Origin of the sequence: Clostridium sp. DSM 17811 (assembly GCF_018861905.1) — a bacterium.
Lineage (GTDB): Bacteria > Bacillota > Clostridia > Clostridiales > Clostridiaceae > Clostridium_AD > Clostridium_AD frigoriphilum.
The window spans coordinates 72,357-94,296 of record NZ_JAHLDU010000013.1; the positions used below are offsets into that span (position 1 = coordinate 72,357).

Sequence of the window (21,940 nt, forward strand, 5' to 3'; positions counted from 1 at the left end):
CATTTTCCTAGATATATGTGATATAATATTAGTTAAAAATGAACATTATTGTAATACAAAAATATAAATTCTTTTAAAATTTGTTTATTTAATGAATTTGCATTTTCATCAACTTGCAAAATACTATCATTATTTCCTAATTAATTAAAATTCTTGATGTTTTGTATTGACACAAATTCATTTTTGTAATAAAATCATTTTATTTACTACTATAATTTAGTTATGTATTAATGAATTTTACATACCTATGTGTATTCAAATTATCACAAACAATTTAAACATTTTATTAAAAATTCTATTTATTAAAATGTCAATTAAATATATATTTAAAGGAGGACTATTATTTTGAAAAAATTAATTTATGTAATTCCTAAAGAAAAACATTCTGAAAAGGACATTAAAGACATCCTACTTGCACACTCTGAGGTGAAATTCGTTTCCCTTGTTGGTATTGACTTATCAGGTAATGACACTGATGAGAGAATTCCAATGAAAATATTTTTAGATGATATAAGCGGTTTCTCAAATGGTGTTATTCAAACTGATGGTTCATCTGTAGTATTGCCAGGTATCGCAACTCTAAACAACGCTAAATTAGATATGCTTGCAGATGCTGACTGTAATTGGTACATTGATTACAATTATGAAAATATTGACGCTGAAACACAACTGCCAATAGGTACCTTAAAAATTCCATGTACATTATTACATGATAAAATTCCAGTAGATTCAAGATCAATCCTAAAGAGATCTGTTGAAACTTTCAAAACAACTCTTCTTGATTTACTTAAAGAAAATCCATCTGCTTTAAGTTCTTTTGATTTTGAATATAAAGATATTGATAATTTAATGCTCACATCTGCTACCGAGTTAGAATTTTGGGTAAAAACTCCTAATGATAAGGCTGATATAGAAGAACTTTCTACATCTCAAGTACTAAAAGAACAATATTGGAGTAAAACTAAAGGAAATGTTAGAACAGCTCTTGAACAAACTCTTCTATTAATGCAGGAGTATGGTTTCGAGCCTGAGATGGGACATAAAGAAGTTGGTGGAGTAAAAGCTCAAATAGGCGAAGCTGGTTCTCTTACACATATTATGGAACAACTTGAAATAGATTGGAAATATTCTGATGCTCTTCAATGTGCAGATAATGAGTTATTCATTAGAAATTTAGTAAAGGAAACCTTTAGGCTTAACGGTTTAGATGTTAACTTTTTAGCAAAACCTGTTCATGATGTAGCCGGAAGTGGTGAACATACTCATATTGGAATCGCTGTAAAATTAAAGAGTGGAAAAAGAGTTAACTTATTCAATTCAGATAACAACCACTTCCTAAGTACTTTAGGTTATGCTTCAGTAATGGGCGTACTTAAAAATTATGAAGTAATAAACCCATTTGTTTCTTCAACAAATGATTCTTTAAGAAGATTAAAAGTTGGTTTTGAGGCTCCTATATGTATAGTAACATCACTTGGTCACAGTGTTGATGTTCCATCTAGAAATAGATCTATATTACTCGCATTAATAAGAGATCTTGATAATCCACTTGCTACAAGATTTGAACTTCGCGCTCCATGCCCACATACTAATACTTACCTCGCTTTATCTACTTTATATATGGGCATGCTTGATGGTATAGTATACGCAATCAAAAATAATAAATCAGAAGATGATCTTTTGAAAGAATTATCTAAAGCACCAGGAGACGACGCAGATTATTTAGAAAAAGATAGAGCTTACAGAAGTGAAGAAGATGTATTTGAATACTATACTGAAGCGCAGCGTGCAGATTACTTTGGTAAAGCACCTAAAACTGTTTATGAAAATGTTAGTTCCCTAGACGAATTCCCAACTAAACTTGAAATTCTTAAAACTGGAGATGTATTTACTACTAGCATAATAAATAGTTTTAGAATGGCAATAACATCTAGATGGGTTACTGAAATAAACAATAGATTGTTAAACAATTATGCAGAAGAAATTAGAAAGTGTAAAATGATTCACACTGCTGAAAAAGCTTTAGATTTAGATTTAGCAAATTGGCAAAAAGTTAATGATCTAAGACATTCTCTTATGAAAGATACTTATTCTAAAACTAGCCTATTTACTAAGATAAACGAAGCTTCAAACATTGAAAATTACGAGGAACTTTCTACATTGCAAATACAATTAGATGCACAAATCGAAGAACTTAGATTTTGTTATTCTAACTACAAAAAGAATTTATTAGATATTTAAAATTTATACAGCATGAGTCATAAAAAACAACCTCAATAGTATTTTAACTATTGAGGTTGTTTTTTATGATTTTACTTTAGGCCTTTAAATAATTAATAAGTTATATCTGTTATTCCTAAAGTATTAAGAATACCCTTTGCTATTGCATTAGCTACTTTAGTTTGGTATGCAACACTATTTAATAGTTTTTCTTGTGTTGGATTACTTATAAATCCAGTTTCTACAAGGACAGCTGTAGCATCCGTATTTTTTATAACATAATAATTTGCAGTTCTAATTCCCCTATCTGTTGATCCAGTTGCATTTACTATATTAGTCTGAATTGCCTTTGCAAGTTTCACTGCAGCTGCGCCCCCAACATAAGTATAAGTTTCAGTGCCGCTAGCTGATACAGCATCAGCACTATTCGCATGAATACTTACAAAATAATCTGGTTTAGCATTATTAGAAATATCACATATTGCTTGAAGGTTCTGTGTTACATTACTTGTCCAGCTTACTGTGTCACTTTTTCTAGTGTATATTGTCTCAACATCGTTTTTCGTTAATACTGCTCCCACCTTTAAAGCAATGGCAAGATTTACGGTTTTTTCCATAACTCCCGTCGGTCCTACTGCTCCAGAATCATATCCTCCATGACCTGGATCTAAAACTACCTTGTACTTTGACGTAGTAGGTGGTGCTTTTACAGTAATATCAGCTTTTGCATTAATAACTGCTCCAACCACAGTTCCATAATAGGTAGTGGATCCTACAACACTTGTAGCAACTGATTTAAGCCATTTTACACTAACCGTTTGCTTTGAACCATTACTCATAATAGCCGTTACAGTTCCCGGCAATGAATATGTACCTCCAACTACTACACTCCCTGTTATATCTGGTATTGAAGATATTCTTAAAGTATTGTCATAAGTAGTATCAGTATTTGCAAAGCCAGCATAATTCATTAATCCATTAGCTATAGCTTTTGCAGCATTATTTTGATACTGTGCACTACTTAATAATGCCTCTTCAGCTGGATTTGATAAGAAACCCAAATATGTGACTATTGAAGGACAGCTTGTCTTATTTAATATTGTAGTACTTCCTACTTGTATCCCTCTATCTTTAGCCTGTGTTGCTTTTATTAATTCGGCTTGCACGAAGGTCGCAAGCGTCTTATTATTACTAAGACCCGTTGTATAATATGTTTCAATTCCATTGGCAGTATTTACATCTGAATCATTGGTGTTTATGCTTAAAAACACGTTCGCATTAGCATTCTTAGCTATCAACGCTTTTGCGTCATCTTCACCACTCTGAGTCCAAGCTACTGAATCTGTAGTTCTTGTATACACCACATTAAATCCTCTTGCTTTTAGTATACTACCCAATTTTAACGCTGTACTTAAATTTATATCCTTAGCCTTAATTCCACTTGAGCCTTTAATTACGCTATAGTATTGACCAGGATCAATACATACAGTAAATTCACTTGGTTTTGTAGGTTCGCTTTTAGCAGGTTCACTTTTAGTAGTAAAATTCATTCTAACTTCACTTGGAAGAAATTTTCCATCAGAAGATTTAACCTGATCTGTAACTATTAAAGTATATGTCTTATTATATTCATAATCTTTCACTGGTTGGACCACTACATTTTTATTATTATTTCCTAAACTAACTTTAATATCTATGTAATTACCATCTTGGGAAAGCACCTTAATATTTGTGGTGTTCACCGTAGTTGTACTAAGTACCTTATTAAAACTTACTGTCCAAGGCTTACTAACTACTACATCTTTTTTAGAGTCCATATTTGTTACTGTACTAGCCTTTGCTATTGTTTGCATAGGTATACACACAATTAAAACTAAAATCATAATTATAAACGTTTTAAAAATCTTTTTCATATAACCCCTCCTAAATCTTCATAATTGCTAAACAAAATCATTAAAATAATTGGCAATATATCTTAACTATTCATTAAAAATCTGCTTCTTTAAATTTTTATAGTTTATTACTCTATAAATAGTGGCATAATTTAATTATAAATAGTATTATAAAATATTCATTCACTATAAGATACGTTCCATTTAAATAATGGTTTCAGTTTATGTAAATAAATACATTTTTTTTAAAGAAGGAGGAAAATACATGAAAATCACTTGGCTAGGCCATTCATGTTTTCTTTTAGAAGATTCAAAAGGTACTAAGCTTTTAACTGATCCATTTGATGCTACTTTAGGTTATGAAATTTATAAAGGTAGCCCAGATATTGTAACTATAAGCCATCAGCATTTCGATCACAATTACACTAGAGATCTTACTAGCAATTATAAAATTGTAGATAAGATTGGTATGTCGACTATTTATGATATACCTATAAAAGGTATTCCTTCTCATCATGACAAAAACAAAGGTGCAAAACGTGGTGAAAACATAATATTCACCTTTACAATGGATGGGTACTCAGTGTGTCATTTAGGTGATTTAGGTCACTCTCTTTCAAATGATGATCTTCTCGCTATAGGCTGTATAGATATACTTTTTGTTCCTGTAGGCGGTAACTACACAATAGACGGAAAAGAAGCCTCACAAGTTACTAAAAAAATAAATCCTAAAATAGTTATACCTATGCACTACAAAACATCACAGGTGTCTCTCCCTTTAGATGGTATCGAAACATTTCTTATGTATATGAAAAATGCCACGAAAACAGGTAGTAATACCTTAGTAATTGATGATGAAATAACCGACTCTCTAGCCGTTAAAATATTGAATTTTATTTAGAGAATACTTCCTCTATAATTTTACATTTATATTTATTAATTACAAAATATCCACATTTAATATAAAACAGTATAAATATGATAAATATATTTATTTTTTTCTAAAATCTCTTTAAAAATATACTAAAGTGTAGTATCATTATAATTATATTATAAATGTTACAAATTTTTTTATTCAGGAGGAAAGTTATATGAAAACAGGTACAGTTAAATGGTTTAATTCAGAAAAAGGATTTGGATTTTTATCAGTAGAAGGAGAAGAGGATGTATTCGTACATTTCTCAGCTATTCAAGGAGACGGATACAAATCTTTAGAAGAAGGACAACAAGTCCAATTTGAAATAACTACTGGCGCTAGAGGACCTCAAGCTTCAAACGTTACTAGATTATAATTCAAAACCTAATTAATCTATAATATAAATTAATTATAGAAAAAAATACCTATCACTTTGTGATAGGTATTTTTTAATTTAGTTACAAAAAACAAGCAGCAAGGCTTATATGAAGCAGTATCGTGCCTCCTGCATCAGATCGTATTTTATCTTTGTTAGATACCTTATCGCATTTAAAATTAAACACAATGCGAAATAAGCCCATACATATACTTATTAATAGTTTAAGGCATCTAAGTATATAAGGGACATGAAAATAATATTATCACTTTCTTGAATATAATAGTTTCTTTTGCTAAAACTATAGTAAAGCTATTTATGAAAGGATGTTTTTATGATGTTTGGAAAAATAATAGATATGAACAGTACAGACGCTTTTATAAATTTTCAAGATGGGACTACTATAGATGTAAGCATAACTCGGTTACCTAGAAATTCGAAAACAGGGGATACTATCGACTTAGATACTTCTAATTTCACTAATATATTTAAGAATGATATGTTTAATCTTTTTTAGTCTTTTTAATAGAATCTCAATAAAACGAACTGTACTTATTTTTATAAATACAGTTCTTGTATTACTTACGTATAGTTTCTTTTATTCTTTGAAAATTAAATAATAAGATTCCAATGATTAAAACAAACAAACTAATAAACTGAGATGTAGAAAGTATAGATACACTTCCTCTAGGGTCACCTCTTAAAAACTCAATTAAAAATCTTCCTACACTATATATAATAAGATAAAGAGAAAATAATCTTCCTTTTTTTCTTTCTCGTCTATCATACCAAAGTAAAAATAACGCTAACATAAAATCAAATATTGAAGAAAAAATTTGCGTTGGTATTAAAAACACATTTGCAGGTGCAAATGGTGAATTCTTAAACTCTACGCCTATTGGTAGTGAAGTCACCTTGCCATAACAACATCCAGCTAGAAAACATCCTATCCTACCAAATCCCTGTGCCAAAGGTAAACTTGGAACTAATAAATCAAGCACACTAAGTGTATTCCAAGCCTTTTTTTTGCTATAGATATAAATCCCTAATATGCCCCCCAAAATAGCTCCATAAATAACAAAACCATTTCCAATATTTTTTAATACTGAAGGATTTTGTAATACTTCTTTAATGTCTGTAATTATATACATTACTTTTCCGCCTATTACTCCACATATTATTGTGAGTATAGCCATATCCCAAACATTGTCCTCATTATATTGTTCTTTCTTACTTCTGTAAGATAATAAACAAAGTGCTGAAAGAATTCCTATCATTATCATTAATCCATATCCATAAATTTTCACAAAAGAAAACTCAAATAATATCGGTTTCATTTGTACCCCCCCTACTAATCAAACTTGTGCTTTTATTCGATTCACTCTATCCACTTATTACAACAAAACACTAAGAGAAGCATAACACTTCTCCTATAATTCTATTTCCCCAAATCTTATTAGATAAATTATAATACACTAAAAAATTTAAAGCAAATATAATTAATTTCATCGAATTTTTAACGTTTCAACTATGCTTTCAAAAATAGCGCCGTAGGTTTCTTTAAAATTAACATTCCTTATGAAAAATGAAAATCTATAAAACTCTTCACCATCATCAATAAAATATTCATAGGACTTATACCAATTATTGTCCGATACATTAATTAAGTATTGTATTACATATGTTTTCTTGCCATTAATAGTAATTTCATTCATTTTATAACTTTTAATTTTATTTTGTACCTCTGATATGTTTTTACTATTATCTAAAAATGATTTTAAGTCCTTTCTCCCCTTCCATACTTCTACGAATCCATGAATTACAGCATCGGATGATTGAAAATCGTTGTGGTATAGAATCTCATCTCCTGAAAATTTCTTTTCCTTTGTTGTCCATCCCTTAGGCAATTTATAACTTGCTTTCCCATTTATAACTACATAATCATCCAATAACTTAATATTGTTTTCTACAAGAATAGTCATTTTTAACTTTTGATCAAATTGTTTTGATATCCCGAGTAAGGTAATCATAAGCCCAAGAACTATTACTATAATGCCAACTTTTTTTCTGTTTATAAATATAATCTTCAATGGTTCCCCCCAAATATTAATATTAATATACTATATGATAAATAGTATAAGAATATTAAAAAATAAAATGTGTGACTAAATAATAGCCACACATTTTATTCTTTCTATATTACTTTTTTATAGGGACAACAACTGTAGAATTTTTGAAATCATAAAACATTAACCAATGTCCCATTTCATCATTTCCCTTATCTGCGATCCAAGTCACAAAACCAGTTTTGCCTCCATAGGGCTGATGGGCTTTATTTCTACTTCCAGGTATACCATAAACTATATATTTCATTTCTCCACTTGAATCACATTTGTATCCTAGCATAAATGATTTACAATTTCTAATATATGGGTAATAACAAATCATAGGGTAATATGCTATGGTATATTTATTATAGTCACTCAAATCATACATATTCTCTAAGTTATGCACAGGTACCTTATACCATTTACACCACTTGATTTCCTTAGTGAAATCAGGTACTTGGGTGAAATCTTTCGCTACTGCCTTAAAGAAATTGCCCATGGCACCTTTAGGATATTCAGCTTTATAAGCATTATTATCCTTACACTCACAGTCCTTTTGTTTTTTATCTTCTTTACAGTTCTTTTTATCCTTATTTCTATTTATATCCTCAAAATCAGATTCAGGATTCCCCGCTTCAACTCTTTCTTCTACATGTATTGGACTTTCAGCATCTAACTCTTCATCTACATTATTCTGCCCTTCTAAATGTAAAATATCATTAGCTTTAATCCTTTGCTCAGTATCCACTTTTGTTTCTTCAACAACATCCGATTTCTTTTCTTCTGCTTTTTTACCTATATTCTCTTGAACCTCTAAATGTTTAAGTGCTTCGTCGCTCTTAACCTTAATTATTTCGATACTTTGTTCATATTCATCAAACTCATTTTTCACTTCATTTGTTCTAGTTTCTTTAGTTTCCTTATTAGAATCCGCTAGTTTATAACTTTTCCATTCATTTGGTTTTTCAGTTGTTGAAAATCCACTCATTATTGAAATCACATTGTTATCAAGAAATTTTACAATTGCGGCTCCAATAATTTTTTCAGCGTTAATACCTGTGTCCGCTATATTATCCATATCATATTCATGAAAAATGTCTACCCTACCATGATCGTCTATGTTCAATTTACCAACTTTTATAATCTTGTTTACATCTTTTTTACCACATATTAAAATCATGTAATAAGGTTGTTTTTCTTTCCTTAGGTTTTGTACATAGTATGAAATTTTACATTTATTGTTTTTCATTTCAAGCTTTGCATAACCAGAAGGAATTTTATCAGCTTCTAATGAATAGCCTTTTTCATCTTCTTGTAATATAATGAAATACCTACTATAATTTTTTTTAGGTGTCACCTTCTTTTACCTCCATATAAAACTTATTCATTATAATATATGAAGTATGTAATCAAAAATGAACAACATATTGAAATTTATTTTATAAATCCTATTTCATCAGAAAGCAATGCAAATTCCGCAAGAGATAAAGTCTCTCCTCTTCTTTTAGGATCAATATTTGCTTTTTCAAAACATTTTAGTAACTCTTCTTTAGGAATCCCTATATCCTTAACAGAATTCCATAAAATTTTTCTTCTCATATTAAAAGATTTTCTTACTATAGAAAAAAATAAAGCTTCATCATTAACCTTAACTTTAGGCTCTTTTAATCTATCTAATCTTATAACCATAGATTCTACCTTAGGTTCAGGCAAAAATGCTGTTGGTGGCACAAGACGAAGTATTTTCGTATCACAATAGTACTGAACTAATATTGAAAAGGCTCCGTAAGCTTTGCAATTAGGCTCTGAATCTATCCTCTGCGCAACTTCCTTTTGTATCATTATAGTTAAAGATTTAAAATTATAACCTCCAGTAAGTAATTTAACAATTATTGGAGTCGTTAAATAATATGGTAAATTAGCAACTAATTTTACGGACTTTTCATCCCCAATTAATTCATCAAAATCTACTTTTAAAGCATCATTATGTATAAGTTCAAAATTATCGAACTCTTTTAGCTCGTCTTCTAGTATCGGCAAAAGTTTATCATCTAGTTCTATAGCACAAACTCTTTTAGCTCTCCTTAAAAGAGCTCTAGTTAATGTACCAAATCCTGGTCCTATTTCTATAACGAAATCATCGCTATTAACTTCTGCACCATCTACAACATCATCGAGCACAGAATCATCTATTAAGAAATTCTGACCTAACCCTTTTTTAAACCTAAACTCATATTTTTTACTAACTTCACTAATCGTCAAATCTGCCATAATTCATCTCCTTGTTTATTTTTTCTAAAGCCTCTATAAACTCTTCTTTTATGATTCCGTAGTTATTTAACCTAGTCAAAAATTGTGACGCATTTCCGTACCCTATACCTAATTCATTCCCTAGAGAATCTCTTCTTTCCCTTGCCTTGCTATCCGCTGTTAATTTGAAAAATATCATATCATGAACATCAAATTCTTTTCTTTTTTCTTGCAATTCAAATTTTGCAGCTTCAAGTGCTCTTAATATTGTTTCAGGTGATGCATTTTCAACGCCTATATCTCCATCCTTAGTTCCTTCTTTTTGAGATATATACGCATGTTTTACATTCGCTACCCTCTTAGTAATAATTCTTCTTATTTTTTCTCCAGCAAAGTCTGGATCAGTAAAGATTATTACGCCTTTTCTCTTTTGAGCTTCTCTTATTTTGTTAATCACCTTTTCGTTAATTCCAAATCCGCCTACGGAAATGAGTTCAGCCTCTACTGCTCTTTTAACCGCTGTAACATCATCTCTTCCTTCAACTACTATAACTTCTTTAATCATATTATCCCCCTTGCTATTTAACGCGAGAGATTCCAAATAATAACTGTAATCTCAAGTGCTATACCAAACTAAGAACATATCCACTATTATATAATTATAATAAGAACTCTCTTAGTATTTCCTTCTAATACTGTATCTATAATACCATTTTACTTATTAATAATAAACTATAAGACAAAAAAAAGGAGCTTATGCTCCTATTCCATAATATAGATACTAACATTTTTTGCTCCCCAACCCCACATCTCATCACTGGAATCGAAATACAAATCTATGTGATTACCCTTTATAGCCCCGCCTATGTCTTCTGCAATGGCATATCCATATCCATCTACATAAACTTTAGTACCTAGAGGGATAACAGTAGGATCAACAGCTATAGTACTATATCCATCAGCGTTTCTTTTTGCTCGTGCCCCAGTGGATGTTATACCTAATGCAGGGTCATCCGGACCTTTGCCCGTACAACTATAATCAGCAGTATATGCTGTTGCCCTTACATTTAGTTTCCTCGAGTAACGAACGTTTCCTCCACGAGATGCGGTATAAACGTTAGTAGTTCCTAATGCAATTATTTGTTTAACAGGCTCTGATTTAAGTTTTTCACTAACTAATTTTCTTGATATCTCTTTTCCATTTTCATAGACAACAGATGAAGTAATAACCTTCTGACCTGCTTTGCCCTTTTGAATGACTTTCTTTACACCCTTATCTAGCTCATCACTATTTTTGATTTCGGTTGCAAAGTTTACTGCTTTTGTCTCATCAAGTGTCTTGGTATTTACTCTTGTTATTACCACTTGTAACCCAGATGTTAAATCCTTGCTTTTTGATGGACTAACTTTGTCTGCTCCACTCAATACAATTTTTTCTGCTTTAAGCATATCTTCTACTGTATTTTCAGCAGTTAGAATATTGTATTTTTTTCCATCAACTTCTACTTTAACATTTACAGCCTTTTTTATATATATTTTATCTCCGTCTTTTACTTTACTGTCTAAACTAACTGTTATTTGATCCTTTGCCCCTAATGCTATATTATTACTTTTTAGTATTTGTGTAACATTACTTTTTAAAGTAACAACTTGTATAGCCTTACCATCAACAATAACAGATATAGCTTTTTTCATGTTAAATATAGTCACCGTAACGCACATTACTAATAGCATTACTACAAAAACTGTCTTGGGTCCGTTCGAAAAATAGTTCTTGATGTTATTCTTCGCGTTTTTCATCATAAAAATTCCCTCCCTTAGTCAAGAGCACTTGGGTATTATACCTTGAAGCAACAAATATGTCAAATTTACGACCCATTGCTCTAAGTTTTGACTGATAATGCATCATTATGCATACAATTATAATATTTAATTATAATTACAGAATAAATTAATTAACCCAGTCCTGAGGGTAAACCAGCAAAACAATATTTGCCATTAAAATTATATGTCTTAGATCTAATTTTAATTACAAATATATCAATGTAAAAATATTCCATTTATTAAGTATTACTTATTCTACTCTATTTTAATATTTTTAGCAAATGTTTTATATTATAAATTGTTGCATCCTCAATTTCTTTGATAGTTTTCTCCTTAACCTCTGATATTTTTTCTATTATATATTTAATATAATCAGATTCATTCCTTTTCCCTCTTAGAGGAACCGGTGCCATGTATGGACAGTCTGTTTCTACGAGTATTCTATTCATTGGTACCTCTCTTGCAACCTCAGCTGTTTTTTTTGCATTTTTGAAAGTTATAACTCCAGTAAATCCTATATAATAACCGAGCTTCAAACACTCCCTCGCGAATTCAACACTTCCAGAGAAACAATGAATTACGCCTGTCACTTCTGGAAATTCTTTTAGTATATCCAAAGTATCTTTATGAGCATCCCTATCATGTATAACCACCGGTAATTTAAGTTCTTTTGCAAGTTCCATTTGAAGTTTAAATGCTCTCTTTTGTATTTCTCTATCCGGATTTTCTTCAGTATGATAATCTAGTCCTATTTCCCCAATAGCTCTAACTTTTGGCTGATGCGTTAAATCTCTTAATTCGCAAATAACTTCATCATTAACAATATTTGCATATTCAGGATGTATTCCAACTGCTGAATATATAAAATCATATTTATTGGATAATTGTACTGATATTCTTGCGCCCTCAAGTGATGCCCCGCAGTTTAATACTCCTATTACCCCTTTATCATTTAACCCCATTATTACCTTTTCTCTATCTTCATTAAAAGCTTCATCATCATAATGTGCATGTGAATCAAATATCATAATATCTACTGCATTAAATCACTAATTTAACTCTTTAATATAAGCTACTTTAGGGTGTAATTTAATAACAGCTTTCACCATCCCTTCTATTTACTTATAGATTTAAAATATACTCCAAATATATGTTAGATATTATATCACTAACATTGAAATAAGTAAAAGCCACTTCCTAGCGGAAGTGACTTTTGCTTAATAATAAATAATATACTACATTGAACCTAGTATAGGTGATAATAATCCCATAATTGCACCAAGTAATGCTCCAAGCCAAGTTATAGCATTAAGCTCTTTACTCGCTATTTCGAGTATAATTCTCTCTGAAAAAGCTACATCGAATTCATTGATTTTTTCTTCGACTATTTTGGCTATATCTAACACTTCAATTACTTCTGGCGCCTTATTCTCTATGAATTTATTATATACTGTTTTAACCACTTTAGAAACGGATTGGGTAACCTTATCTCCCTCTCCTTTAAATATTGATTTCATCTCTGTATGTAATAATCTATTAATCATTACACCTACTATTTCATTAATCTTCGATTTAGTAGACTCATTTTCAATAATACTATTTATTCGACTCTTTATAAGTCCCTCTATTACATTTTTGTATTCTATACCTGTCTTTTCGAGCAATTCTGCAACAGATATGTAGCTATTGAACTTACTCTCAAGTTTTTCAAAAGTACTTAGAATAAGTTCTTTATCTACAATTTTTGTTGTAAACAAATTAATTAATGGTTCAATAACATTATCAATTCCCTCTTTTGGCAAATCAAAAATAACACTAGATATTGAATTTTTAAGCAATTTATCTATTATATCATTAATAATTAGAGCAATGTCATTATGATTTTCTACATTATCCAAGTACTCATCTATACCAATTACAACTTTTTCAAAAACGCTATCCTTACTGATAAACATTGCTATCATTGGACTTAGTTTAGTCGATATTGTTTCATCAACAATTTGTCTTAATTTTTCACTGTTTTTTTCTTCTTTAATCATTTTTTTTATTTCCATAGCAATATTATATCTTTTACCATAAACATATACTTTTAAGTTATTTGTTATCTCACCGGGTATAACATCTTCAATTTTTTTGTCTAAAACCACTAATTTAGCGACCTTAGATTTTAACATATTTTGAATACCTTTGTAGAAATCTTGTGAATCCTTATACTCTATAGCTAAAGTTAATACTTTGTTTTTTATTGAATTGTATAATTCACTTTCACAAATAGCTTGTGGTTTTGCCTTTAATTCTGACATTATCTGTGCATATACATACTTAGCAATAGCACCTCTAACTTCCACATCGTTTATATAGTTTATAAGTGATTTTGAAACATTACTTATAGTACTTTGGGTAATATTACAATATTCATCACCTAATATGTCCTTTAGCTCACTTTCTACTGTAGCATTGCTATTTTTCATAATGCTAACTTTACCTTGCACCCAATTATCCAATTGATGATCCATCTCTTCACTACATAAAGATTTCAAAATTGTTTCCTTTGTTAAAAGATGCTGACCTATAGATTCACCTACGCTCCTTGCAATTCTAGACTTTTCCTTTGGAATAAGACCTGGCGTAAATGGTACTTTAATATTAAATATTCTAATTTCTTTATGTGGTCTAAACAGCATCTTTATAGCTAACCAATTAGTTATATACCCGATGATGGCTCCAATTAAGGAACCTATAATAAACTTCATGTTATTTCCTCCTCATAATTTCCAGTAATATATAAGCATTTATAAATCTACCTTACTGTGCTTCCAGTTGGTAACTCACCAGGTATAGATATTGCAAATAGCTTACTATCGTCATCTGTTGAAGCTGCAATTATCATTCCCTGTGATAATTCGCCTCTTAAATTAACAGGCTTTAAATTAGCTACTAATACTACATACTTTCCAATCAGATCTTCTGGTTTATAATTCATAGCTATTCCCGAAATTACTTGTCTTACTTCCCCACCTAAATCTACTTTTAACTTTAGAAGTTTTTTTGTTTTTTTCATTTGCACGCATTCCAATACTTTAACAACTCTCATATCTATTTTGTCAAAATCTTCTATAGTGATTTCTTCTTTTATTGGCAACATTGTAGGTTTCGTTGCTAGTTTTCTTTCTTCTTCTACAAGGACATTAAGTTCCTCTATTTTAGCTTCTACATCTATTCTTGGGAACATTACGTCACCTTTGTTAACTTTTGTTCCAGCTATAGTTCCATCAAATGATGATAAACTATCCCATGTAATTACATCGGTATTTATTTGAGCATTTATCTTCTTGCTTGTAGTAGGTAAAAATGCCGATATCAATACTGATGTCATTCTTAATGATTCTACTAAATTGTAAAGTACTGTGCCTAGTCTTCCCTTTTGCGTTTCATCTTTTCCAAGGATCCATGGAGTTGTTTCATCTATATACTTGTTAGTACGCCTAATGAGTGTCCAAACATGATCGAGTGCTTCAGGAATTTTAAGGTCATCTATTGCATTTTCTACCTTACCTGGAATTGACAGAGCAAGTTCTATAAGTTCATTATCCACATCAGCTTTTTCATCTGGTTTTGGTATAACTCCATCAAAATATTTTTCTATCATTGTTACTGTTCTAGATAATAAATTACCTAAATCATTAGCTAGGTCTGAATTTGTTTTCTTTATGAATATTTCATTAGTAAATATTCCATCAGAACCAAATGGTATTTCATGAAGCAAATAATATCTTACAGCATCCACTCCAAAATGATCAACTAGTATTACAGGATCTACTACGTTTCCTTTAGATTTTGACATTTTTACTCCGCCATCAAAAAGAAGCCATCCATGACCAAATACTTGTTTCGGAAGAGGTAGCCCTAGAGCCATAAGCATTATTGGCCAATAAATTGTATGAAATCTTAATATATCTTTACCTATTAAATGTATATCGCAAGGCCAATATTTATCATATAGAGTTGTATCCTCACCATTATATCCAAGCGCAGTTATATAGTTAGATAAAGCATCTACCCATACATATATAACATGCCCTGGATCAAATTCTACAGGTATACCCCAGTTAAATGTTGTTCTTGAAACACATAAATCTTGAAGACCAGGTTTTAAAAAGTTATTTATCATTTCATTTTTTCTTGATTCTGGTTGTATAAAATCCGGATGAGTTTCAATGTATTCTATAAGTTTATCTGCATACTTAGACATTTTAAAGAAATACGCCTCTTCCTTAGCTTTCTCCACAGGTCTTCCACAATCAGGGCATTTCCCATCTACTGCTTGGGTTTCTGTCCAGAAAGATTCGCACGGAGTACAGTACCAACCTTCATATGCACCCTTATATATATCCCCTTGATCATATAACTGCTTAAATAATTTTTGAACAGCCTTTTTATGATATTCGTCAGTAGTTCTTATAAACTTATCGTAACTTATATCCATCATACTCCACAATTCTTGTATTCCGGCTACCACTTTATCTACATACTGTTTTGGTGTAACTCCTTTTTCCTCAGCTATTCTTTGGATTTTTTGACCATGCTCATCAGTTCCTGTTAAAAACATTACATCATAACCTGTAAGCCTTTTAAATCTAGCAATTGCATCTGCAGCTACAGTTGTATATGTATTACCGATATGTAACTTTGCTGATGGATAATAAATTGGTGTAGTAATGTAAAAAGTTTTTTTATTCATAAATTTCTCCTACCTCTCATATTTAAATTAGTTACAATTATGTTCGAAACTGTTAATCTCTTTGAAGCTACACTATTAATTTCCCGGTAAATAAAAAAAATCTCTAAACAGAAAAAGCCTTCTGTTTAGAGACGTATTTAACGTTTTACCACTCTAATTCATCCCTACATCACTATAAAGATCTCAATGGGTGACTAACATCACCTGTCAATATAACGGTTGCTACCGTATTACCTTAATAAATAAATAAAAAAGCCTATCATCACAATAATCTTTTATAATTTTTATTTGGATAATCTGCTTAGAGTCCATATTCATAAACTACCTTGCTACTGCTTTTCACCAGCTGCAGTTCTCTTTTAACATTTCAGCTTATTACTCTTCTCATCATTGCATTTATTCACTAATAATTGTATTGCAAATAATTCACTATGTCAATAATTTTATCCTAAAAATATAAAATTATACTATAATAAGCAAGTCGCTCCGGAAATATCTTTAGAAGAAAAACTTAGCTAAGTTAACAGCCATTATAACTGCTGTTATATCTGCGAGTATTGCTGCTAGTAACGTATGCCTGATTTTTTTTATATTTACAGCTCCAAAGTATACTGTCAGTGTATAAAAAATAGTTTCCGTTGACCCCATTATTATAGATGACACACGTCCTATGTAACTATCCGCTCCATATTGCCTTACAATGTCAGTAAATACTCCTAGAGCGCCACTACCTGAGAGCGGTTTTATTAAAACTAAAGGAACAACTTCCGGAGGTAACCCAATGAACTTAACAACCGGTGTTACTAAACAAACAAAAAAATCTAAAGCCCCTGAAGCTCTAAAAACATTAACAGCTATAATCATAGCCAAAAGGTAAGGAAAAATTTTCAGACAAATTGTTATTCCATCCTTTGCACCTTCCACAAAACACTCATAAACCTTCACTCCTTTAATAACTCCATAAGTTACCACCAAAACAATAATAATTGGAATTATTCCTTTCAACATATACGACATTAAACTCCCTATAATCACCATATTTATTCACTCTCCATTTAGATTCATATACCTGTAAAGAGGTTATCTTTCTAAAAATATTTTTGTAATATCCTGCAATAAACTACACCTAATACTGAAGCAACACCGGTTGTAATAATTGCTGGTATTATAATAATTGCTGGATTTTGTGAATTATATGCCGCTCTTATAGATATTACTGTAGTAGGTAAAAACTGAATGCATGCAGCATTTAAAACTAAGAATAAAGCCATGTCATTGCTAGCTGTATCTTTTTCTATATTCATTTTCTGCATCTCTTCCATGGCTTTTATTCCAAATGGCGTGGCTGCATTAGAAAGCCCCATCATATTGGCTGTTAAATTCATAGTAATACTAGACATAACCTTATTATTTTTGGAAGTTTCCTTAAACATCATTTTTAAAATCGGCCTAAGTACCTTTGCTAATTTATCAGTCAATCCACTTTTTTGTGCAATCTCCATTATCCCACACCAAAGACACATCATTCCAACAAGACCTACAACTAGTTCCACAGAACTAGTTGTAGATGAAACAAGGGCCTTTGACACAATTTCTCCTTTTCCAGTAAGCATTCCAATAACTATTCCGAGTGTTAAAATTAAAAACCATATGATATTTATCATGTATTTTCCTCCTAGATATTAAATTGATTTATCATTGTTTTATTAATATATATGTAGCTAATTCTATAAAATTGCATATATTAATATTTTGTTCATTTTATACACTATAAAAAAAGCAAATTTTATGTTATCATTTTCTTGTTTAACGACATTTCAGAAGGAGTTAATTTATGATTGATATAACTTTACTAAATTTTAATGTATTTTCACTATTTTGTTATTTTATTGTCTATTCCTTCATGGGATGGTGTCTTGAAACAGTATATGCCACAATTCGTAAAAAAGAATTTGTTAATAGAGGCTTCCTACTTGGACCATTTTGTCCTATTTATGGTTTTGCTATCTTATCTATAATCGTTTTATTAAAACCTATTGAAAATAATTATATTTTTCTCCTTTTAGGTTCAATATTTTTAACCTCAATCATTGAATATATAACGGGTTATATTTTAGAAACTACATTCGATAGTACTTGGTGGGATTATAGCGATGAGCCATACAATCTCCATGGAAGGATATGCTTAAAATTCTCTATAATATGGGGGTTCATTTCAATTTTAATACTTAAAGTAATCCATCCCTATATTGAATACATAGTGAATTTAATACCTCCAAATCCTGGTGTATTCCTTTTTTATATTACTTTAGTATATTTCATTTTAGATTTTATAATTACCATAATTACTATACTCAAACTAAAGTCTCTTTTAACCCAATTAATTACTTCATATTCAGAATTAACTGATAAGTTTTTAGATTTTAAATCAAATTTAGGTAATACTAAAAGTATACCTGAGTTAAGAATTAAATTGGATCAATTGATAGATCTTGCTGAAACTAAAATGTGTAAGAAAAAATCCGACATTGAGAATATTGTAAAAGAAGTTAAAATAAAATATGATTCTTTGTTTATAAAAAAATATCCTGATTATTCACGACTTATAAAAGCATTCCCCGACCTTAAATTCAAAGCTTTAGAAGCTATTTTCAAAGATGTTAAACACATAATTCATAATGATAAAAAAGGTTGATTTTATCAAATTACAAAAGTCAAAAATCATTTTCAGCTTGAAATTAACAATTACTAATGTTAGGATTTGATAGTATATATTAAAATAAGATAAGTTAAGGAGACCTAAAATGAAAGAAAACAATCTTGAACTTGCGCAAAAGGGCATTGATGATGCACTCGACACTATAGAGTCGCTAGAAAAAAGCATAAAAGAAACTCCTATTTCAAAAAACATATTAAAAGAAAGTTTTTATACGCTTTCTAAAAAAGTTGATGAAATTGAAAACATCTTAAAAAATGAAGGTATCCTTTAGTTAATGTTGCCTTTATAATATAAAACAAAAGCGGCACATAAGTATTAACTTATGTGCCGCTTTTGTTTTATATTTATTAAGTTAAATTAATTTTTAATAATCTACTTCTTCTAAAAACAACCCTTTAGCTGGTGCGATATGTCCCGCATATTTTCTTTCTTTTTTATCTAATATATCACTAATCTCGTTTGCATCTCGCTCACCAAGTCCTACTTCAACAAGTGTCCCAACTATTATTCTTACCATATTCTTCATAAATCCATTTCCTTGAACACTAATTTCTATATTTCCATCTTCATTTATAATATTTATTGTATAAATAGTTCTTATAGTAGATTTTTTCTTAGTTTTAAGTGTAGTAAAACTTTGGAAATCATGTTCCCCTACTAAAATTTCTGCTGCTTTTCTCATTTTTTCAATATTTAATGGTAATGGTACATGGTAATCATATTTTCTGGTAAATACATCATGTACTTTATTATTACATATATTATATATGTACTTTTTAACCTTTGCATTATATCTAGCATGAAAATTAAGATCTACTTCCTCAACGCTTTTTATTACAATATCTTCAGGTAAAAATTCATAACAATAACTTCGCATTTTATGTGTAGGCATTGTACAGTCCGTTCTAAAATTAGCAACTTGGTTTGATGCATGTACTCCTGCATCAGTTCTTCCAGAAGCAGTTATTTCAATGTTTTCTTCTGCCATCTTGCTTAAAACTGCTTCTATTTTGTGCTGAATTGTATTATCACTGTCTCCAAGTCTCTGCCATCCTTTATACCTAGTACCATCATATTCAATTACAATTTTTATATTTCTCATATTTATTATTTATCCTACCTTCTATTTTAGAATTTAATGACATTTAAAAAGGATACTTCCTTCTTAAGTCATTAATGTTACAACATCTCTGATTCTCTTTTAATTCATTTCTTATATTATAGACATATATCTTTATTAATAAAACATACCATACAATATAATTTTAAGTTTTGACAATACTGAACTTAATTTTACTATAGGATACCTTGTTTCTGCATCTAAAACAACTCTACTTTTTACCATCTTCCACCTAGATAGCTTCCAAGTTTTCTTTAAATCAGTCGCATTTCTCCTTATAGCCTTTCCTTCCCTTGCATTACCATCATAAAACACTACAAAATCGAATTCAGCATTTTCAGTATTAAATTCTGAATCAAATTTTTCAATAATACTATTAGGTGAAAGTAATAATCTACCAACTTTAGGCTGAAGATCAAATGTAATTCCTTTTTTATTACTTGAACTTAAATATGATTTGTAAATTAGTTCACTACAAAACAAAGCATTATCTGTCATAATGTCAAAATTGTAGTCATATGCCTTTCCTAAAGATTCAAAAGCCGTAAATAATGCCTTTAGTTTATCTTCTTTTGATAGTCTAGGGCGAAGAGCAGAAAAATAATCTACCTTTGCAATGGCATCTAAAGGACTTATTACAACACCTGGAGCAATAACTTCAATAATATATTCTCTATTATTTACCTCTTCACTCCATAAACTATCATATACTTTAGGATATATTACCTTTATATACTCTGATACGCACAAGCACTCTCCCAATAACATATCGCCAAAATACTCATCTAATTTTTCCAAACAACCTATATAAATACCTGTATGAGTCCAAAATCCCGGAAGTCCTATGTTCGTTAGCTGATAATTATTCCTTTTTAAAAGAACATCCCCCGGTACCAATTCCTCTTTAAAAATATTGATATCTTCATTACTAATATATTTTTCTTTTCTACTCGAATAATCAACACCAGTAATACTTATAGCAACCCATTTTTGGAATGGAAACCAAAAATCAAAAACATTTTTTCCAAAAAAATCTATCATATTGTTTTTAACAATGTTTCTATGGTTCCTTACAAGTTTAATAACATTCAAATAATTATAACTTGCGTAATCTAATAATTGTGCTTCACACTCATCTCTTTCAAATTCATAAACCTTATAGTAATTAACCTTAAAATCAAAATAATGCTTATTTCTATACAGAGATATCATATAAGATATTTCCGTAATTTCTTGTGTAATATAATAATATTGTTTTTTATTAATGTTGTATTCAGCTCTAGGTTCATTTAGCATTGACACCAAATACTTGTTTTTCTCTATGACACCTACGAGCAAAACAGAGTTTTTACGTATTGCTATGGTTGATGCATAAATTAATAATATATTTTTATACTTATTATAAGAATCTGAAGTATTCTTAAATAAAAGCTTATTTTTATATTTTTCTCTAATATCATTTAATTCATTATAACACCTTACATAACTAATCCATTTATCTAATATGTTTTGTTTATCGACTAATGACATATTTTGAATATTTGAAATAAATAGGCTTTCATTACTTTGAATCTCACTCATCACATGTTCTAATTCTTTTATAAGCTCTAAGGATTTTTTTATTTCCTCATCAACTGTTCGATGAACTAAGCCCATATCATTATCCTCGATTCCTTTTTCATTTTAAAGCAACATTTTATTTTAAATCTCCATGCACAAATAAAAAAATGACATATATTATTAATATAGCTAAATTTCAATTAAGTACATACCC

At 29.9% G+C, this 21,940-nt stretch carries 20 protein-coding genes; 6 read left to right on the forward strand and 14 right to left on the reverse strand.

All coding sequences use genetic code 11. The features are described 5' to 3' along the window. Positions 1 to 342: 342 nt before the first annotated feature. Entirely contained in the window at positions 343 to 2,241 is a 1,899-nt protein-coding gene (locus tag KPL44_RS15920) for a glutamine synthetase (RefSeq protein WP_216252367.1), read from the forward strand. A 92-nt stretch (positions 2,242 to 2,333) separates the two neighbouring features. Here the strand turns inward: KPL44_RS15920 and KPL44_RS15925 are convergent, their stop codons facing one another. After that, positions 2,334 to 4,133 carry an N-acetylmuramoyl-L-alanine amidase gene (locus KPL44_RS15925; RefSeq protein ID WP_216252297.1) on the reverse strand — a complete coding sequence of 600 codons (1,800 nt, stop codon included), beginning with the start codon at positions 4,131 to 4,133 and terminating at the stop codon, positions 2,334 to 2,336. A gap of 244 nt (positions 4,134 to 4,377) precedes the next feature. On the opposite strand from KPL44_RS15925, the gene KPL44_RS15930 reads away from it, so the two are divergent. From KPL44_RS15930 to KPL44_RS15940, 3 genes are all read left to right on the forward strand, one after another. After that, a complete protein-coding gene (locus KPL44_RS15930) occupies positions 4,378 to 5,013 on the forward strand; it encodes an MBL fold metallo-hydrolase (RefSeq protein ID WP_216252298.1) in 636 nt (211 codons plus the stop codon). 190 nt (positions 5,014 to 5,203) lie between these two features. Continuing rightward, the gene (locus tag KPL44_RS15935) at positions 5,204 to 5,404 is read left to right on the forward strand and encodes a cold-shock protein (protein WP_071611001.1); all 201 of its coding nucleotides are present in this window, start codon (positions 5,204 to 5,206) and stop codon (positions 5,402 to 5,404) included. Between the two features lie 334 nt (positions 5,405 to 5,738). Further along, positions 5,739 to 5,921: a hypothetical protein gene (locus KPL44_RS15940; protein WP_253201808.1), complete on the forward strand. Its 183-nt coding sequence runs from the start codon at positions 5,739 to 5,741 to the stop codon at positions 5,919 to 5,921. A 61-nt stretch (positions 5,922 to 5,982) separates the two neighbouring features. On the opposite strand, the gene KPL44_RS15945 is transcribed toward KPL44_RS15940, so the two are convergent. From KPL44_RS15945 to KPL44_RS15995, 11 genes are all read right to left on the reverse strand, one after another. Next, positions 5,983 to 6,741 (reverse strand): prolipoprotein diacylglyceryl transferase, encoded by a 759-nt coding sequence (locus KPL44_RS15945; protein ID WP_216252300.1) that lies wholly within the window; start codon positions 6,739 to 6,741, stop codon positions 5,983 to 5,985. A 168-nt stretch (positions 6,742 to 6,909) separates the two neighbouring features. Further along, complete coding sequence (locus KPL44_RS15950) at positions 6,910 to 7,494, reverse strand: PsbP-related protein (protein WP_216252302.1); 585 nt, start codon at positions 7,492 to 7,494, stop codon at positions 6,910 to 6,912. Between the two features lie 109 nt (positions 7,495 to 7,603). Beyond that, positions 7,604 to 8,869 (reverse strand): DUF7922 domain-containing protein, encoded by a 1,266-nt coding sequence (locus KPL44_RS15955; protein ID WP_216252304.1) that lies wholly within the window; start codon positions 8,867 to 8,869, stop codon positions 7,604 to 7,606. A gap of 77 nt (positions 8,870 to 8,946) precedes the next feature. After that, positions 8,947 to 9,783: a 16S rRNA (adenine(1518)-N(6)/adenine(1519)-N(6))-dimethyltransferase RsmA gene (rsmA, locus tag KPL44_RS15960; protein WP_216252308.1), complete on the reverse strand. Its 837-nt coding sequence runs from the start codon at positions 9,781 to 9,783 to the stop codon at positions 8,947 to 8,949. Then, positions 9,764 to 10,327, reverse strand: a complete 564-nt coding sequence (gene rnmV, locus KPL44_RS15965) for a ribonuclease M5 (RefSeq protein WP_216252309.1) — start codon at positions 10,325 to 10,327, stop codon at positions 9,764 to 9,766. The genes rsmA and rnmV overlap by 20 nt, the downstream gene beginning before the upstream one ends. Positions 10,328 to 10,524: 197 nt before the next feature. Next, entirely contained in the window at positions 10,525 to 11,565 is a 1,041-nt protein-coding gene (locus KPL44_RS15970; RefSeq protein WP_216252310.1) for a 3D domain-containing protein, read from the reverse strand. Between the two features lie 281 nt (positions 11,566 to 11,846). Next, positions 11,847 to 12,614 carry a TatD family hydrolase gene (locus KPL44_RS15975; protein WP_216252311.1) on the reverse strand — a complete coding sequence of 256 codons (768 nt, stop codon included), beginning with the start codon at positions 12,612 to 12,614 and terminating at the stop codon, positions 11,847 to 11,849. A gap of 207 nt (positions 12,615 to 12,821) precedes the next feature. Continuing rightward, positions 12,822 to 14,339, reverse strand: a complete 1,518-nt coding sequence (locus tag KPL44_RS15980; RefSeq protein ID WP_216252312.1) for a DUF445 family protein — start codon at positions 14,337 to 14,339, stop codon at positions 12,822 to 12,824. A 47-nt stretch (positions 14,340 to 14,386) separates the two neighbouring features. Further along, entirely contained in the window at positions 14,387 to 16,327 is a 1,941-nt protein-coding gene (gene metG, locus KPL44_RS15985; protein WP_216252313.1) for a methionine--tRNA ligase, read from the reverse strand. Between the two features lie 498 nt (positions 16,328 to 16,825). Next, complete coding sequence (locus KPL44_RS15990; protein WP_216252371.1) at positions 16,826 to 17,344, reverse strand: spore maturation protein; 519 nt, start codon at positions 17,342 to 17,344, stop codon at positions 16,826 to 16,828. A 71-nt stretch (positions 17,345 to 17,415) separates the two neighbouring features. Beyond that, a complete protein-coding gene (locus tag KPL44_RS15995) occupies positions 17,416 to 17,991 on the reverse strand; it encodes a nucleoside recognition domain-containing protein (RefSeq protein ID WP_216252314.1) in 576 nt (191 codons plus the stop codon). Between the two features lie 170 nt (positions 17,992 to 18,161). Between KPL44_RS15995 and KPL44_RS16000 the strand changes: the two genes are divergently transcribed. Both KPL44_RS16000 and KPL44_RS16005 read left to right on the forward strand, forming a co-directional pair. After that, complete coding sequence (locus KPL44_RS16000; RefSeq protein WP_216252315.1) at positions 18,162 to 19,022, forward strand: putative ABC transporter permease; 861 nt, start codon at positions 18,162 to 18,164, stop codon at positions 19,020 to 19,022. Between the two features lie 109 nt (positions 19,023 to 19,131). Then, positions 19,132 to 19,317 (forward strand): hypothetical protein, encoded by a 186-nt coding sequence (locus tag KPL44_RS16005; protein ID WP_071610988.1) that lies wholly within the window; start codon positions 19,132 to 19,134, stop codon positions 19,315 to 19,317. A 93-nt stretch (positions 19,318 to 19,410) separates the two neighbouring features. Here KPL44_RS16005 and truA read toward each other — a convergent pair whose 3' ends face one another. Beyond that, a complete protein-coding gene (truA, locus tag KPL44_RS16010; protein ID WP_216252324.1) occupies positions 19,411 to 20,148 on the reverse strand; it encodes a tRNA pseudouridine(38-40) synthase TruA in 738 nt (245 codons plus the stop codon). Positions 20,149 to 20,283: 135 nt separating this feature from the next. Continuing rightward, positions 20,284 to 21,822 carry a YiiX/YebB-like N1pC/P60 family cysteine hydrolase gene (locus KPL44_RS16015; RefSeq protein ID WP_216252325.1) on the reverse strand — a complete coding sequence of 513 codons (1,539 nt, stop codon included), beginning with the start codon at positions 21,820 to 21,822 and terminating at the stop codon, positions 20,284 to 20,286. Positions 21,823 to 21,940: the final 118 nt, after the last annotated feature.

Excerpts from the sequence above, each read along its gene's own strand:
- metG (WP_216252313.1), bottom strand. The coding sequence starts at position 16,327 with ATGAATAAAAAAACTTTTTACATTACTACACCAATTTATTATCCATCA.
- KPL44_RS15925 (WP_216252297.1), bottom strand. The coding sequence starts at position 4,133 with ATGAAAAAGATTTTTAAAACGTTTATAATTATGATTTTAGTTTTAATT.
- rsmA (WP_216252308.1), bottom strand. The coding sequence starts at position 9,783 with ATGGCAGATTTGACGATTAGTGAAGTTAGTAAAAAATATGAGTTTAGG.
- KPL44_RS16000 (WP_216252315.1), top strand. The coding sequence starts at position 18,162 with ATGATTGATATAACTTTACTAAATTTTAATGTATTTTCACTATTTTGT.
- KPL44_RS15940 (WP_253201808.1), top strand. The coding sequence starts at position 5,739 with ATGATGTTTGGAAAAATAATAGATATGAACAGTACAGACGCTTTTATA.
- KPL44_RS15945 (WP_216252300.1), bottom strand. The coding sequence starts at position 6,741 with ATGAAACCGATATTATTTGAGTTTTCTTTTGTGAAAATTTATGGATAT.
- KPL44_RS16005 (WP_071610988.1), top strand. The coding sequence starts at position 19,132 with ATGAAAGAAAACAATCTTGAACTTGCGCAAAAGGGCATTGATGATGCA.
- rnmV (WP_216252309.1), bottom strand. The coding sequence starts at position 10,327 with ATGATTAAAGAAGTTATAGTAGTTGAAGGAAGAGATGATGTTACAGCG.
- KPL44_RS15935 (WP_071611001.1), top strand. The coding sequence starts at position 5,204 with ATGAAAACAGGTACAGTTAAATGGTTTAATTCAGAAAAAGGATTTGGA.
- KPL44_RS15970 (WP_216252310.1), bottom strand. The coding sequence starts at position 11,565 with ATGATGAAAAACGCGAAGAATAACATCAAGAACTATTTTTCGAACGGA.
- KPL44_RS15975 (WP_216252311.1), bottom strand. The coding sequence starts at position 12,614 with ATGATATTTGATTCACATGCACATTATGATGATGAAGCTTTTAATGAA.
- KPL44_RS15990 (WP_216252371.1), bottom strand. The coding sequence starts at position 17,344 with ATGTCGTATATGTTGAAAGGAATAATTCCAATTATTATTGTTTTGGTG.
- KPL44_RS15980 (WP_216252312.1), bottom strand. The coding sequence starts at position 14,339 with ATGAAGTTTATTATAGGTTCCTTAATTGGAGCCATCATCGGGTATATA.
- KPL44_RS16015 (WP_216252325.1), bottom strand. The coding sequence starts at position 21,822 with ATGGGCTTAGTTCATCGAACAGTTGATGAGGAAATAAAAAAATCCTTA.
- KPL44_RS15995 (WP_216252314.1), bottom strand. The coding sequence starts at position 17,991 with ATGATAAATATCATATGGTTTTTAATTTTAACACTCGGAATAGTTATT.
- KPL44_RS15930 (WP_216252298.1), top strand. The coding sequence starts at position 4,378 with ATGAAAATCACTTGGCTAGGCCATTCATGTTTTCTTTTAGAAGATTCA.
- truA (WP_216252324.1), bottom strand. The coding sequence starts at position 20,148 with ATGAGAAATATAAAAATTGTAATTGAATATGATGGTACTAGGTATAAA.